The sequence below is a fragment of the Nocardia sp. CA-084685 genome, from assembly GCF_050955785.1.
Taxonomy (GTDB): Bacteria; Actinomycetota; Actinomycetes; order Mycobacteriales; family Mycobacteriaceae; genus Nocardia.
Genome location: NZ_CP192094.1, coordinates 7,093,521 through 7,108,992 on the forward strand (window position 1 = coordinate 7,093,521; position 15,472 = coordinate 7,108,992).

Genomic DNA, 15,472 nt, shown 5'->3' on the forward strand with positions numbered 1-15,472 from the left:
ACTCCCTGTGCGGTCCGCGGTGTCGTTGTGCTCATCATCAGCTGCTCACCTCGGTTTCATCCGCGGGCAGGTCAACGATCATCGTCAATCCTCCGCCCGGTGTCGGTTCGGCGTGCACGGTGCCGCCCATCGCCTCGACGAAGCCGCGCACCACGGACAGGCCGAGCCCGACGCCCGTGGTGTTGTCGCGATCGCCGAGCCGCTGGAACGGCTCGAATAGTTGCTCCTCGGTGCCCGGCGGAACGCCGGGACCGACATCGACCACGGCGATCGACACCCAGTCGCCACCGCGTTCCGCGGTGACCCGAACGGGTGTATCACGCGTTGAATGCCGCAGCGCATTGTCGATCAGATTGGCCAGCACCCGTTCGAGCAGGCCACTGTCCGCCCGCACCGAAACCTCGCCGACCTCCACCTTCACCCGATCCATTGCCGCACGCCGGAGTCCGCGCGCACCCATCCCGACGCTCACCAGCGCCTGGTGCACCACCTCGTCCATGTACACCCGTCGGAACTGCGGCTGCACCACACCGACCGCCAGCCGCGACGAGTCGAGCAGATTGCCGACCAGTGCGGTCAGCTGATCCACCGATTCCTCGATGGTTTCCAGCAATTCGACGGTGTCCTCGGGCGAGAACTCGATGTCGTCACTGCGCAGGCTGGAAACCGCGGCCTTGGCCCCGGCCAACGGTGTGCGCAGATCGTGACTCACCGCGGACAGCAGCGCCCGGCGCAACCGGTCTGCCTCGAGCAGTGCCGCGGCGGCGCTGGCCTCCTCGGCCAATCGGGACTGGCGAACCAGCCCGGCCGCCTGGTTGGCGACCGCGTTGAGCACCGGGCGGTCGGTCGCGGCCAGCGGTCGTCCGGCCAACAGCAGCCAACTCGTCGCGTCGCCCGCCTGAATCGCGGTTTCGGCCTCCGACGCCCGCTGCGGCGGATTTGTGCCGACCGCCGCGATCACCTCGTCACCGCACTGCATGCTGACCGCGCGCAGCCCGTAGGTCTCGCGCACCTGTTCCAGCAGCTTGGGCAGATCCGCTCCGTGCAGCACGGCACCGGCGAACAGGGTCAGTAATTCGGCCTGCTGTGAGGCCCGACGCGCCTGCCTGGTCTGTTTGGCGGCCACGTCCACCAGCGCGGCGACCGCCACCGCGACGATCAGCAATACCACCACCGTGACGAAACTGTCCGGTTCGGCGATGGTCAGGCTGTAGCGCGGATCGACGAAGAACCAGTTCAACAACATGCCCGACAGCAGCGCCGAAAGTGCCGCCGGCACAACGCCACCCAGCAGCGCCACTGCGACGACGCCGATGAAGAACACCGCGCTCAGCCCGCCGAGCTGCAGATACCCGTCCAGAAAGGCGGAACAGACGGCCGAGACCGCCACCGGCACGAGCACCGCCGCGAGCCAGGCGCGGATCGGCTGGCGCGGCACCAGCGAATGGCGGCGCAGCCCACGGTTGGCCTCCTCGTGGGTAACCATGTGCACATCGATCTTGCCGGATGCCTGCACCACGGCGGAGCCGATTCCCTCGTCGAGCATCCGCGCCCAGCGCGAGCGCCGGGACGTGCCGAGCACCAGCTGGGTCGCGTTCACCTCGCGGGCGAATTCCAGCAGCGTATTCGGCACATCGTCACCGGTGACCGTATGCAGCGAGGCATCCAGACTCGCCGCGAATTCGCGCAGCCGCGTCAGCCGTTCCGTCGATACCCCGGCAAGTCCGTCGCCTCGCACCACATGCAACAGGACCAGGTCGGCACTGGATTTGCTGGCGATGCGACTGGCCCGGCGCACCACGGTCTCCGATTCGGGGCCGCCGGTCACCGCGACGACGACACGTTCGCGCGCCTCCCACAGCTCGGTGATCTTGTGGTCGGCCCGGTATTTCGCCAATGCGGCGTCGACCTGGTCGGCCAGCCACAGCAGCGCCAATTCGCGCAGGGCGGTGAGATTGCCGGGTCGGAAGTAGTTGCGCAGCGCCGCGTCGACCTTGTCGGCGGCGTACACGTTGCCGTGAGAGAGCCTGCGCCGCAAGGCCTCCGGCGTGATGTCGACCAGTTCGACCTGGTCGGCGCTGCGCACCACGGCGTCGGGCACGGTTTCCTTCTGCTGGATGCCGGTGATCTGCTCGACCACATCATTGAGGCTCTCCAGATGCTGCACATTGACCGTCGAGATCACATCGATGCCCGCGGCCAGCAAATCCTCGACGTCCTGCCAGCGCTTGGCGTGTGCGCTACCGGGCGCGTTGGTGTGGGCGAGTTCGTCGACCAGCACCACCGCCGGTGCGCGGCGCAGCACCGCTTCGACATCGAGTTCGGGCAGCGTCGTGCCGCGATAGGCCACCATGCGCGGTGGAATCCGCTCGATGCCCGCCAGTAGTTCCGTGGTCTTGGCGCGGCCGTGTGTCTCCACTACCGCGGCTACCACGTCGCGGCCACGTTCGAGCCGGCGATGGGCCTCGCCCAACATGGCGTAGGTCTTACCGACCCCCGGTGCCGCACCGAGGTAGATGCGCAGTTGGCCGCGTTTCACTCGTCTATCATCGCGCGATACGGCGTTTCGCCGAAGATCCGTACCCGTTCGGTCGTGATATCCGAATCCCGCCCCATCGTCGCCAGTGCGCGGATGATCAGCGCGCAACAAATGAATCCGATGATCACCGCGACCGTGACAGCCGACATGACGATCCTTTCACCGAAACAATAGGAACCCGGTCGGGCTGGAATCCCCCGCACGCCGGACGATGAATTTCTACTCCCGTATCGGCGGCCTATCTGGATCTTTACGGTGTGTTGACGGGTTGGCCGCCTACCTTGACGGCATCCTTTCACCGCCCGCACCACCGCGTAAACGAAGCGTCAATGCTCGTCCAAGGGGCGATAAGGAGCCGTAAACGGGCTCCGCACCAGCTCGAACGACCGCTTGACTCACCCTGTCGCGCTCCATGCGGGGAGCGCCAATGGAGGTTGTGTAAATGTCTGTCGTGGTGTTCACGGTGCTCACCGTGGCGATCTTCGCGCTGCTGGGCCTGATCCAGCGGGGGGTGGAGAAGCTGTGATCGCGAACCTGATCGGTTTGATTCTCGCCGTTCTCGTCGCTGTCTACATGGTCGCGGCACTGCTTTTCCCCGAGAGGTTCTAGGTGAACACGACCACAGCGGGGATCGCCCTCCTGGCGTCCCTGATCATCGCGCTCGCCTTGGTCCATGTGCCGCTCGGCGACTACATGTTCCGGGTCTACAACGCCAAGAAACACTCCCGCGCCGAGCGGGTGATCTACAAGGCCATCGGCGTGCAGCCCGAGGTCGAGCAGACCTGGGGCGTGTATGCCCGCAGTGTGCTGGCGTTCTCCGCGGTCAGCGTCCTCTTCCTGTTTTTCTTCCAGCTGATCCAGGGCAAGCTGCCGCTGCACCTGAACGATCCGGGCACCGAGATGACACCGGCGCTGGCCTGGAACACCGCGATCAGCTTCGTGACGAATACGAACTGGCAGAACTACTCCGGCGAATCGACACAGGGGCACCTTGTGCAGATGGCCGGTCTCGCGGTGCAGAACTTCGTCTCGGCGGCCGTCGGTATCGCGGTGGCGGTCGCACTGGTGCGCGGCTTCGCGCGCCGCCACACCGGCGATCTCGGCAACTTCTGGGTGGATCTGGTCCGCGGCACCATTCGCATCCTGCTGCCGTTCGCATTCATCTTCGCGATCGTGCTCATCGCCGGCGGCGCGATTCAGAACTTCCATCTGCACGATCAGGTCGCGCAGACGCTGAACGGCACCGAGCAGACCATCACCGGCGGCCCCGTGGCCAGCCAGGAAGTCATCAAAGAGCTCGGCACCAATGGTGGCGGCTTCTACAACGCGAACTCCGCACACCCCTTCGAGAACCCGACCACCTGGACCAACTGGCTCGAGATCTTCCTGCTGCTGGTGATCAGCTTCGCACTGCCGCGCACCTTCGGTCGCATGGTCGGCAGCAAGAAGCAGGGCTACGCCATTGTGGCGGTGATGGGCACGATCGCGCTGATCAGCGTGACCTTGCAGAACTTCTTCCAGCTGCAGCACCACGGGACCGTGCCCACCGCGATCGGCGCGTCCATGGAGGGCATCGAAACACGCTTCGGCGTCGCAGATTCCGCCACCTTCGCCACCGCGACCACGCTGACCTCGACCGGTGCCGTCGACTCCTTCCACGACTCGTACACCAGCCTCGGCGGCCTGATGACGATGTTCAACATGCAGCTCGGTGAAGTCGCACCCGGCGGTACCGGTTCGGGTCTCTACGGCATGCTCATTCTCGCGGTGATCACCGTCTTCGTCGCGGGTCTCATGGTCGGCCGCACACCGGAATACCTCGGCAAGAAGATCACGCCGCGCGAAATCAAGCTCGCCGCTTCGTACTTCCTGATCAGCCCGCTCATCGTGCTCGTAGGTACAGCGGCCGCGATGGCAATGCCCGGACAACGCGCGGGCATGCTCAACTCCGGGCCACACGGGCTCTCGGAAGTGTTGTATGCCTTCACCTCCGCCGCCAACAACAACGGCTCCGCATTCGCGGGTCTGAGCGGCAATACCGAGTGGTACAACACCGCCCTCGGCCTGGCTATGGTGTTCGGCCGCTTCCTGCCGATGATCTTCGTGCTCGCGCTGGCCGGTTCGCTCGCCCAGCAGGGGCAGACCCCCGAGTCGATCGGCACATTGCCGACACACCGGCCGCAGTTCGTCGGCATGGTCGTCGGCGTCACCGTGATCCTGGTCGCGTTGACCTTCCTGCCCGCACTCGCACTCGGGCCGCTCGCTGAAGGAATCCACTGAAATGACCAGTCCCACTACCGAAGTGACCACTGCCGACATCTCCGACGCGGCGAGGAAACAGGCCGAGCACAAAGGTGGCCGCGTCCCGCGTGGCGCACTCGACCCGAAGATGCTCTTGACCTCCCTACCCGATGCCGCACGCAAGCTCGACCCGCGCACCATGTGGCGCAACCCGGTGATGTTCATCGTCGAGATCGGGGCCATCTGGTCTTCGATCCTCGCGATCGCCGATCCCTCGTTCTTCGCGTGGGCGATCGTGGTGTGGCTGTGGCTCACCGTGATCTTCGCCAACCTTGCCGAAGCGGTCGCCGAGGGCCGCGGTAAGGCTCAGGCCGATACGCTGCGCAAAGCCAAGACCGACACGATGGCTCGTCGACTGGTCGAATGGTCGCCCGGCGCGCGAGTCGTCGAGGAGAGTGTCGCCGCGCCCGCGCTCCAGCGCGGCGACTATGTCGTCGTAGAGGCAGGGCAGATCATCCCCGGCGACGGCGATGTCGTGGAAGGCATTGCCTCGGTGGACGAGTCGGCCATCACCGGTGAATCCGCCCCGGTCATCCGGGAATCCGGCGGTGACCGATCGGCCGTGACCGGTGGCACCACCGTGCTCTCGGACCGGATCGTCGTCAAGATCACCCAGGAACCGGGCGCGAGCTTCATCGACAAGATGATCGCCCTCGTCGAAGGCGCGAGTCGGCAGAAGACGCCGAACGAGATCGCGCTGAACATCCTGCTCGCCTCGCTCACGATCATCTTCGTGTTCGCGGTGGTCACCCTGCAGCCGCTGGCGATCTTCGCCAAATCCAATAACCCTGGCGTGGCCGATACATCGGCACTCGACCTGCACGGGGTGACCGGAATCGTGATGGTTTCGCTGCTGGTCTGCCTGATCCCGACCACCATCGGCGCCCTGCTTTCGGCAATCGGTATCGCGGGTATGGACCGCCTGGTGCAGCGCAATGTGCTTGCCATGTCCGGCCGCGCCGTCGAGGCCGCAGGCGATGTCAACACCCTGCTGCTGGACAAGACCGGCACCATCACCCTCGGTAACCGCCAAGCCGCGGAATTCGTTCCGGTGCCTGGCGTTGCGGCCGACGAATTGGCCGATACCGCGCAGCTGTCCAGCTTGGCCGACGAGACCCCCGAGGGCCGCTCCATCGTCGTGTACGCCAAGCAGGCGTTCAATAAGCGCGAGCGCACACCGGGCGAGCTGACCGGCGCGACCTGGGTGGAGTTCACCGCGCAGACCCGGATGTCGGGCGTGGACTTGGCCAGGGGTCATCAGCTGCGCAAAGGCGCCGCCAGCGCCGTCGTCGAATGGGTCCGCGCACAAGGTGGCGATGTACCGAACGAGATCGGCGTGATCGTGGACGGCGTCTCCGCATCCGGCGGCACACCACTGGTCGTAGGTGAGGTCAACGACGGCAAGGCCCGGGTACTCGGTGTCATCCACCTGAAAGACGTTGTGAAGCAGGGCATGCGGGAGCGTTTCGACGAGATGCGCCGCATGGGCATCCGCACTGTCATGATCACCGGCGATAACCCGTTGACCGCCAAGGCGATCGCCGATGAGGCCGGTGTGGACGACTTCCTCGCCGAGGCGACGCCCGAGGACAAGCTGGCCCTGATCAAGAAGGAACAGGATGGCGGTCGACTGGTCGCGATGACCGGTGACGGCACCAACGACGCTCCCGCACTCGCCCAGGCCGACGTGGGTGTCGCGATGAACACCGGCACCTCGGCGGCCAAGGAAGCCGGGAACATGGTCGATCTGGACTCGGATCCGACCAAGCTCATCGAGATCGTCGAAATCGGCAAGCAACTGCTCATCACCCGCGGTGCCCTGACCACCTTCTCGATCGCCAACGACATCGCCAAATACTTCGCGATCCTGCCCGCGTTGTTCATCACACTGTTCCCCGGCCTCGACGCCCTCAACATCATGCGACTGGCCAGCCCACAGTCAGCGATCCTGTCGGCGGTCATCTTCAACGCACTGGTGATCATCGCGTTGATCCCGTTGGCACTGCGGGGCGTGAACTACACGCCTACCAATGCGTCGAAACTGTTGAGCCGCAACCTGACGATCTACGGTCTCGGCGGCATTGTCGCACCGTTCATCGGCATCAAGCTCATCGACCTGCTCGTCCAACTCCTCCCCGGGATGTCCTGATATGCGTATGTCAACTTGGTTCCGGCAGCATCTGGCCGCGCTACGCGCGCTGCTTGTGCTTACCGCGATCACCGGAATCGTCTATCCGCTGGGGGTTTTCGCGGTTGCGCAGCTGCCCGGTCTGCACGATAAGGCGGAAGGTTCGCTGATCGAGTCCGACGGCAAGGTCGTCGGCAGCGGCATCATCGGGCAATCGTTCACCGATAAGGACGGCAATGCGCTGGTGCAGTACTTCCAGAGCCGTCCGTCGGCAGCGGGCGACGGCTATAACCCGCTGGCCACCGCTGCTTCCAATCTCGGCCCGGAGAGCATCGTCGACACGATCGACGCGGATCCTGCGAATGTGACGTTGAGCCTGCTGTCCACCGTATGCGCGCGCAGCAAGGCGGTCGGCGACCGGGAGGGGGTCGACGGCAGCCGTCCGTTCTGCACGAAGGATGGCGTCGGCGCGGTGCTTTCGGTGATCGGGCCGCGCGACGCCGACGGTGAGGTCTCGCATCCGGTGCAGGTGGTAAGCGTCAACCAGGCGTGCCCGGCCGAACCGTTCCGGTCCACCTACAAGGGCGTAACGGTTGAATGCGCCGAGCCAGGTGAGGACTATTCGGTCGGCCGGATCGTCCCGATCATCGGCGATGCCTCGAAAGACACCCCGGTGCCGACCGATGCGGTCACCGCCAGCGGCAGTGGTCTGGACCCGCACATATCGCCGGAGTACGCGGCCATTCAGGTGGCGCGAATCGCGAAGGCCCGCAATATCTCCGAAGATCAGGTACGCGGTCTTGTCGATGCGCACACCGACGGCCGCACCCTCGGCTTCCTCGGTGAACCGCGCGTCAATGTGGTCGAGCTGAACCTCGATCTCGACACGCAGTACCCGTTCCGAGGCCAGTGACCCGAGCGCTCATTCCTGGACGGCCTCCGCCGAATCCGCAGGAATGCCCCAGGAATGGGCGCTCGGCCGATTTCGTTCAGGTGTCCTCGACGCGGGCGAAGCAATACGCCGATGCGGCGAGATACTGGTGGCAGTCCGGACCATGGCCCGCATGCGTACTGCAGATGAAACGCGCAAGGTCGAGATCGAGATCCATGGGCTCGGCACTGCAATCACGGTGCTGAGTGCTCCACAGATCCCGGCGATCCAGTGATGTCTGCATTGTGCACCTCCAGCCTGTTGGTATTCAGTGGAGAAGCAAACCAATGTCCTTGCGGTGATGGACTACCCGATTCAGCGCCGTTCATCGCGTGATCTGCCAATCATCGGGCAGCCGCGCCGTGGTGACCTGATCTCCCTCGGCCTCGAGATCCACCGTCGCCGAACCCAACCGCAGCTCACTCAGTGTGACCGTGCCCCACTGCGGCGGCAGCTGCGGTCTGACAGTGAGGCTGCGCGACGGCGCGGCTGGCTCGAGTCCGAGGAAGGAGCGCACCAGCAATAGCGGTGCCGCGCTGGCCCACGCCTGCGGTGAGCAGGAGGTGGGATACGGGACCGGTGCCGCGAACTGATCGCGCGGGAATCCGCAGAACAGCTCGGGCAGCCGACCACCGAAAGATGTTGCCGCATCCAATAATCCGCCCGCCAGCCGGGTAGCGAGCTCGACCGCGCCCGGCACCTGCCGGTAGCGCAGCAAGCCCGCGACGGCGATCGCGGTATCGTGCGGCCAGACCGATCCACAGTGATAGCTCATCGGGTTGTAGGCGCCCATCGACGAGGCGAGTGTGCGCAGCCCGAAGCCGGTATCCATTTCGGGTCCGGATAGGCGCCGAACCATTTCGGCGGCGTGCTCGTCATTGGCGATGCCGGTCCAAAGACAATGCGCCACATTGCTTGTCAACGCATCGACCTGCCGTTTGCGGCCGTCGAGTGCGACGGCGTACCACCCCTGTTGCGGCAGCCAGAACTGTTCGGCGAATTTGCCGCGTAGTTCGGCGGCACGCTCGCGCAGCCGGGTCGCGGCGCGCTGATCGTCGAAGGCCTCGGCCAACTCCGCGCGGGACAGCAGTGCGGCATACGCATAACCCTGCACTTCGCATAGCGCGATCGGCGCCTCAGCGAGATGCCCTGCGGCATCGTTGATTCCGTCGAAACTGTCCTTCCAACCCTGGTTGACCAGGCCGCGATCGGTGGCGCGGCGATATTCGATGAAACCGTCGCCGTCGCGATCGCCGTAATCGGTGATCCACCGTACCGCGGCGTCGGCGGCGGGCAGCAGGTCCTCGATCGCCTCCGGATCCGCACCCCACCGATGACATTCCGCGAGCAACATGATGAAAAGCGGTGTGGCGTCGGCGGTTCCGTAATAGGTATGGCCACCGAGCACATGCCCGCTGGCTGGGCCACGCCGCATCTCGTGCATGATCCGTCCTGGCTCCTCCTCGGTGAGCGGATCGACGCACTGACCTTGCGCCTCGGCCAACTGCTGCAGTGTGCCCAACGCGAGATCCACTTCCAAAGGAAGCGCCATCCACGCGGTGAGCAAACTGTCGCGGCCGAACAGGGTCATGAACCACGGCGCACCCGCGGCAACGAACGGACGGCCCTCGCCGGATTCGTCGTGAATCTGCAAGGCGCCCAGGTCGCTTTCCGAGCGGCGGAGCACCTGGGTGAGCACCGGATCCGCGGCAGTAATTTTCGTCGCGGTGTGTCGCCATGCCGCCATCTTGCGGCTCGGTGCGCTGAGCCCGTGGTGTTCGCCCGGCGCCAATGGCGCCTGGACACGCTGATTGCCGACGGTCGGCTGGGCCACGATCTCGGTCTGCCAGCGTTCGCCGGGTAGCACGACCACCCGCCAGAGCAGGGTGCCGGGCAGCACAGCGGGCTCGACGGTCGCCGAGACCGTGAGCCCGCGCATCCGATCGGTGCGGTCGTGCAGTAGTAACTCGCCTTCGGCCACAGTCACTTCGGCGCGGCCGTGCGCCACACGGCCCTCCTTGACCGCGAACAGATCAACGAAATCCGCGTCGACATGCAGCTCCAAGGTGGCCGCGGTGGCCTCGCGGCCCATATTCTCCAGGGTCAGAATCTCGTGCATGCCATCGGCGATGAGACGTTCGCGCACCACGAGCAGGGTGCTGTCGGCCTGTCCTGCCTGCGGTGGCCGGCGCAGCACGAATCTGGCGGCGAACGCCTCCGGGCTGAGTACCGATAGTGATTCGGCGGGTTTGCCATCCACCAGCAGTTCCCAGCGGGAGATGACGCGGGCGTCGCGGAAGAACAATCCGTGCGGGTGCCCCGGTTCGACATCACCGAGCCGATTCGACAGGCAGAAGGTTCCGCCCTCGACCAAGGTCACCGAACTGCCGCAACCGCCGAGACCGGTCGGCTCACCGGAATTCAGCGGTGCGGGATTCGACGCGACGCCTGCGTCTGCGGTCATACGCGTTCGCTGGCGGGAATACGAACCGGCACCGTCTCATCGAGTAGCAGTGCCGCGCGCGCAAGACGCCGCGAACGCAGGAGCTGGTGATAGACCTGCTCGTAGCCGCGCCCCAGCGTGCCAGCGCCGAAGTTGGCCTCGACGTGCGCACGGCACGCGGCCGGATCCAGCTGGCTCGCTTCGGCAATCGCCGCGGGCAGTTCGGACGGATCATCACAGATCCGGCCGGTCACGCCATCGACGACGACCTCGGCAACGGCGCCGCCGCGGAGCGCGACAACCGGTGTGCCGCAGACCATCGCCTCGATCATCACCATGCCGAACGGCTCTTCCCAGTCGATCGGGAACAGCAGGCAGCGCGCATTCGCGAGCAGTTTGCGCTTGGCCTGCGCATCCGCGAGTCCGAAAAGGTGATCACGCTCGGTGATCAGCGGGCGCACTTTTTTCTCGAAATACGCCCGCTCGGCGGCCTCACTGCATTTGCCAGCGAGCACCAGCGGAATACCGGCCGCGTGCGCGGCCTCTAATGCCAGATGCGTGCCCTTGGTCGCGGTGAATCGGCCGAGAAACAGCGCGTAGTCGCCTTTTTCGGTTTGATACGGCCACTGGTCGACCTGCAGTGCATTGTGCACGCGACCGACCCAATTCAGATCGGGCGCCAATTCGCGCTGCCGGTCACTGATGGCGACCAGCGATACTTCCTGGCCCAATTCACGGTAGTAGTGGTAGCAGTCGCCCTCGTCGACCGGGCCGTGCACGGTCACCACGGTTGGCAAGCCCAGTCCCATATACGCCGGGGCATTCAGTGGTCCGGCAAAGGTGTGGTCGTGCACCAGATCCACGCCGGAGGTGGCGGCGACCTGTTCGATCGCCCTTCGCACCTTCAGAGCGTGCACGACCTCGGGAAACGGCTCACCGAGCCGTTCGGGTAATGCGCGATCCCACACCGGAACGAATTTCGCCGTGGTACCGGGTTCACCGGCGCCGAACAATGTCACGTCGTGCCCGCGTGCGACCAATGCGTCGACCAAATCGGCGACTACGGCCTCGACTCCGCCATAGGCCTTCGGCGGTACGTCGAAGTATGGCGGAACAACCATCGCAATGCGGAATCGTTCACCGACGTGATCGGTAGACAGCAAATCCGAAGCGGCAATGGGCGCCGAATTCGGCGCGATTAGACCTGCGCTCATGACCATCCTTCCAGGGACAACCTTGTGCACATCCACCCAGCACTTCGGTGCACTGGGCGCCGAACGTGTTGGCCGCCGCGGCGGAGGTGGAGACTGGAGCCTGCACCGCCGTCCATGAAGGCTTGGTTGGCCTGGTCACGCCGTTTGGCGTAAACAGGGGGGCCGCCAATAGACGTACCTTATTTCTGGTTGCTCAAACCACGCAGTCGGTCTGAAATCTCAGCCTTTGGGATGAAATAGGCCATTATCCGGCCTTGCCAAGCGGGCTTACCAGACTATTGATACCGGCTAGCGAAAGAATCCGGTACTCGATTGCCCTTCCGACTCGTTATACGCATACATATAATATGCGCATGTTCGATCCCATCACCCTTGCTGTCGGGGCCGCAATCGCCGGTGCCGGCTGGGCCGTCGGTCGGTTCGGCAGGCGCTCGCCCGCTGGAACCGCGGTAGCCCGGTGCGGCTGTGGCCACGACCTGTCGCTGCACGATCCAGAGGCGGGCACCTGCCATGCCGAGCTGGTCCGCAAGACCTACGGCGGGCCCGTATGGGTGCAGTGCGGTTGCCGACGCTACACCGGTCCGGTCCCGGTCGAGGACTACTTCAGCAGACCGATCATGCCCTCGTCCGAATGACTCACGACTCGGCCGCCGAGGCGGGCTGCATGCGCAGCGGCACCCCGATCCGGTTCCACAGGTTGATCATCGCGGTGACCGCGACCAGACCGGCCCGCGCACCCTCGTCGAAGTTCTTCTCCACCTCGGCCCAGATCTCATCACTGACACCGTTTTCACCGAGTCTGGTGACCGCCTCCGCGTAGGCGAGGGCGGCTCGTTCGGCCTCGGTGAACTTCACCGACTCACGCCAGGCATTGAGGTAGTAGATCCGCTGTTCGGTCTCGCCCGCCATCCGCGCGTCGGTGGTGTGCATATCGATGCAGAACAGGCAGCCGTTCATCTGGGAAACGCGGATCTTCACCAGTTCCCGCACCGTCGAATCCAGTGGTCCGCGCCGGATTGCCTGCTCGGCGGCGTACCAGGCCTGGTAGATCTCCGGCGCCGCCTCGGCGAGCTTCATACGTGACATGGGTCGTCCTCTCTCGAAATTGCTTACCCGAGTGGGACGAGATAGCCGCGACATTTGTGACAACGTCACGAAGACGGCAGGCAGCGGGCCCGATCGGGAAGCTCACCGCACGGCTCGTTGCCGTGCTCGCGCAGCACATCCTTGCCGGTCAGGTCGGTCAAGAAGTGCAGGAAGCTCGCGCCTAGCGAATCGCCGGGGAGTTCGCCGTAACTGTAGGCGTATTCGACGCCCCAGAAGGGATAGCTGCGGTTGACGGCAGCGTCACGACCCGGCGTTACGCCATTGATGGTGAGGGGCGTGGCTCCCGCCTTCACCGCCTCGGAGGACTCGCTGTAGCCGATCGCACCCGGGATATCGCTGACTGCCCTGTGCATGTCTTTGGTGACCTGCACATCACAATATCTGGCCGTCGCGGGTGCGCCATCCTTGATCGCGACGCAGCTGACATGCGGCCTATCCGGCTGCGGACCGCCGAGCACCCTGCGCTCCAGCGTATTTCGAGTGCCCGATCCCGGGATCCGATTGACGAGCACGACCGGCAGATCGGCACCGCCGACATCGCGCCAGTTGGTGATCCGGCCCTGATACAGATCCTGGATCTGGCCGACCGACAGGTTGGTGACACCGACATCTCTGTGCACGATCATGGTGAACAGCGACAGCGCCAACGGGCGGTGCAGCAGCGGATGGTAGCCATCACCTTTTGGCCCGTCGCTGATCGTGATCAGATCGGATTCGTCCTTGCCCTCCTCGGCGAGCCGGTCGAGACCACGTTCGGTGCCCTCGAAGCCGAAGGTGAATTCCGCTCCGGTGCAACGCTTCCCATACTGAGCGGCCGCATCGCGAATGACCGGTTCGAAAGCGGAGGAGCCAACTACGGTGAGTTTTCCTGCGGCACAATCCAATGGCGTCGGATCGGGGGCGAGCACGGAGACCAGGAGCTGGACGATGATCACCGCGACCAGGAAGGCCGTGAGCGCCACCATCACTCGCGAAATGCCGGTGCGACTCTGGGTTTCGATGATCCGTCCACCCTTGATACCGCCGCTCAGCACCGGATCCGGATACTCTCCCGTACCCTCCGACCGTTGCAGGATGGCCAGGATCTTGTAGTGATCGCCGCGATTGAGCGGCACTCTCGGCAGATCGATGGCACCGATATGCCCGACCGTATCCTCGCGAACCGCGATACCCGAATCACGGCCCAGCGAATCAGCCAGGCCCTGTTCGCTCAACTCGGTCACCGCCATACCGATGACCCGCCGCTGTGAAAAGTTCAGGTGCAGGCCGATTCGGCCCGCCTCCGGCGCTTGGTAGTCATGCGTGTCGATCGGTGTCGCGCCGCTGTTTTCGATGCGGACCAGCACCACCGACAGATCCTTCAGCGGCGGACTCACACCGTCTTGCGCCGGGCGCAGCTGCGGCAGCACACCGGGAAAGACCGATTCGATCTCACCGGTGACCGGCGTATCCATCTGGACCCGATAGCCGAGTTCCTTACGTCCGACGAAGACGAACTCCCACAGAAACGCGGCGATCGGCACCGCGATACCGATGAGTCCGAGCACGATTTCGATCGGAAAGCCGCCCACCGCCACCCCCAAAAGATCTCTGTATCAACCAATTCTCGAATGTCATCGGGCATCCTCCCAGATCCCCGCACGAGTGTTCGGCAACAGTTAACCCGATGCTCAGCTGCGTCTGCCGAAATCACCTCCGGACAGTTCGGCCCGCTCGCGCCGAAGCGACGCTCAAACCACGTCCCCCGCGGCCGATCGCGTCCAGGCGAGCAGCTTCTCCGCTGGCCAGGTGTTGATAACCCGTTCCACCGCAACCTCATTCGCGACGGCGCGCTCGCAGCCGTAACCCAGCCAGTCCAACTGACCAGGGGCATGCGCATCGGTATCGATCGAAAAATAGCACCCCATCTCGACCGCCATCCGCAACAGTCGCGACGGCGGATCGAGCCGTTCGGGACGGCTGTTGATCTCCACCGCCGTCCCGTAACTCCGGCACGCTTCGAAGACGAGTTCGGCATCGAAACTCGACTCCGGCCGCAGACCGCGCTGCCCCGCGATCAGTCTGCCGGTGCAGTGGCCGAGCACATCCACATTCGGATTCGCGACCGCGTACACCATGCGCTTGGTCATGGTCTCGCTGCCGGCACGCAGATGCGAATGTACGCTGGCGACAACGATATCGAGTTCGGCGAGCAGATCGCTCTGCTGATCCAAGGTCCCGTCATCGAGGATGTCCACCTCGATGCCGGTAAGAATTCGGAATGGCGCGACTCGTTCGTTCAGCTCCGCGACCACATCCAACTGCCGCCGCAACCGGTCGGCCGAAAGTCCATTGGCGACGGTCAACCGCGGCGAATGATCGGTCAGCGCACAGTATTCGTGCCCGAGCGCGGCCGCGATGCCCATCATCTCCGCGATCGGACTGCCGCCGTCGGACCAGTCGGAGTGGGTGTGCAGATCACCGCGCAACTGGGACCGCATCGGCCTGCCCGGCGCCCCGATCGGCTGCGCGGCGTTGCGTAGTTCGCTCAAATAGTCCGGTACCGCACCGGAATACGCTTGCTCGATCACGGCGGCGGTCTTCGGTCCGATCCCCGCGAGTTCTTGCCACGTGTGCGCCGCGCGATGGGTCGCCCGCTCGTCCTCGGACAGCTGCGCAACGATGTCGGCGGCCCGACGATACGCCTTCACCCGATGCGTTTGCGCCCGTGCGCGTTCCAGCCAGAAGCCGATCTCGCGCAGCGCCTCCACCGGACCCGGCGCATTTCCCGGATCCGTAGCGACACGCGAATCGCCTTCCGCCACAGGAG

13 protein-coding genes are annotated in these 15,472 nt (G+C 64.8%); 5 read left to right on the forward strand and 8 right to left on the reverse strand.

What is annotated here, in order from left to right:
- Positions 1-37: 37 nt before the first annotated feature.
- Both ACQP2U_RS31525 and ACQP2U_RS31530 read right to left on the reverse strand, forming a co-directional pair.
- Positions 38-2,539 (reverse strand): ATP-binding protein, encoded by a 2,502-nt coding sequence (locus tag ACQP2U_RS31525; RefSeq protein WP_433710779.1) that lies wholly within the window; start codon positions 2,537-2,539, stop codon positions 38-40.
- Complete coding sequence (locus ACQP2U_RS31530; RefSeq protein WP_433710780.1) at positions 2,536-2,688, reverse strand: hypothetical protein; 153 nt, start codon at positions 2,686-2,688, stop codon at positions 2,536-2,538. The genes ACQP2U_RS31525 and ACQP2U_RS31530 overlap by 4 nt, the downstream gene beginning before the upstream one ends.
- A 373-nt stretch (positions 2,689-3,061) precedes the next feature.
- Between ACQP2U_RS31530 and ACQP2U_RS31535 the strand changes: the two genes are divergently transcribed.
- The 4 genes from ACQP2U_RS31535 to ACQP2U_RS31550 are packed head-to-tail and all read left to right on the forward strand — an operon-like array spanning position 3,062 to position 7,881.
- Positions 3,062-3,148 (forward strand): potassium-transporting ATPase subunit F, encoded by an 87-nt coding sequence (locus tag ACQP2U_RS31535; protein WP_328413265.1) that lies wholly within the window; start codon positions 3,062-3,064, stop codon positions 3,146-3,148.
- On the forward strand, positions 3,149-4,819 hold the full coding sequence (kdpA, locus tag ACQP2U_RS31540) for a potassium-transporting ATPase subunit KdpA (protein ID WP_433710781.1): 1,671 nt from the start codon (positions 3,149-3,151) through the stop codon (positions 4,817-4,819). It begins immediately after the preceding gene.
- 1 nt (position 4,820) lies between these two features.
- On the forward strand, positions 4,821-6,989 hold the full coding sequence (kdpB, locus tag ACQP2U_RS31545) for a potassium-transporting ATPase subunit KdpB (RefSeq protein WP_433710782.1): 2,169 nt from the start codon (positions 4,821-4,823) through the stop codon (positions 6,987-6,989).
- A gap of 1 nt (position 6,990) precedes the next feature.
- Positions 6,991-7,881 (forward strand): potassium-transporting ATPase subunit C, encoded by an 891-nt coding sequence (locus tag ACQP2U_RS31550; RefSeq protein WP_433710783.1) that lies wholly within the window; start codon positions 6,991-6,993, stop codon positions 7,879-7,881.
- A 76-nt stretch (positions 7,882-7,957) separates the two neighbouring features.
- On the opposite strand, the gene ACQP2U_RS31555 is transcribed toward ACQP2U_RS31550, so the two are convergent.
- From ACQP2U_RS31555 to ACQP2U_RS31565, 3 genes are all read right to left on the reverse strand, one after another.
- Complete coding sequence (locus ACQP2U_RS31555; protein WP_433710784.1) at positions 7,958-8,143, reverse strand: hypothetical protein; 186 nt, start codon at positions 8,141-8,143, stop codon at positions 7,958-7,960.
- An 81-nt stretch (positions 8,144-8,224) separates the two neighbouring features.
- On the reverse strand, positions 8,225-10,363 hold the full coding sequence (locus tag ACQP2U_RS31560; RefSeq protein ID WP_433710785.1) for an amylo-alpha-1,6-glucosidase: 2,139 nt from the start codon (positions 10,361-10,363) through the stop codon (positions 8,225-8,227).
- Positions 10,360-11,556, reverse strand: coding sequence for a glycosyltransferase family 4 protein (locus ACQP2U_RS31565; RefSeq protein WP_433710786.1), 1,197 nt, complete (start codon positions 11,554-11,556; stop codon positions 10,360-10,362). The genes ACQP2U_RS31560 and ACQP2U_RS31565 overlap by 4 nt, the downstream gene beginning before the upstream one ends.
- A gap of 353 nt (positions 11,557-11,909) precedes the next feature.
- Between ACQP2U_RS31565 and ACQP2U_RS31570 the strand changes: the two genes are divergently transcribed.
- Positions 11,910-12,191 (forward strand): hypothetical protein, encoded by a 282-nt coding sequence (locus tag ACQP2U_RS31570; protein ID WP_433710787.1) that lies wholly within the window; start codon positions 11,910-11,912, stop codon positions 12,189-12,191.
- Position 12,192: 1 nt separating this feature from the next.
- Here the strand turns inward: ACQP2U_RS31570 and ACQP2U_RS31575 are convergent, their stop codons facing one another.
- The 3 genes from ACQP2U_RS31575 to ACQP2U_RS31585 all read right to left on the reverse strand — a co-directional run bounded on the left by ACQP2U_RS31575 (position 12,193) and on the right by ACQP2U_RS31585 (position 15,467).
- The gene (locus ACQP2U_RS31575; RefSeq protein ID WP_397032382.1) at positions 12,193-12,642 is read right to left on the reverse strand and encodes a carboxymuconolactone decarboxylase family protein; all 450 of its coding nucleotides are present in this window, start codon (positions 12,640-12,642) and stop codon (positions 12,193-12,195) included.
- Positions 12,643-12,707: 65 nt separating this feature from the next.
- The gene (locus ACQP2U_RS31580) at positions 12,708-14,240 is read right to left on the reverse strand and encodes a PstS family phosphate ABC transporter substrate-binding protein (protein ID WP_433716640.1); all 1,533 of its coding nucleotides are present in this window, start codon (positions 14,238-14,240) and stop codon (positions 12,708-12,710) included.
- A gap of 153 nt (positions 14,241-14,393) precedes the next feature.
- Entirely contained in the window at positions 14,394-15,467 is a 1,074-nt protein-coding gene (locus ACQP2U_RS31585; RefSeq protein WP_433710788.1) for a PHP domain-containing protein, read from the reverse strand.
- Positions 15,468-15,472 lie beyond the last annotated feature (5 nt).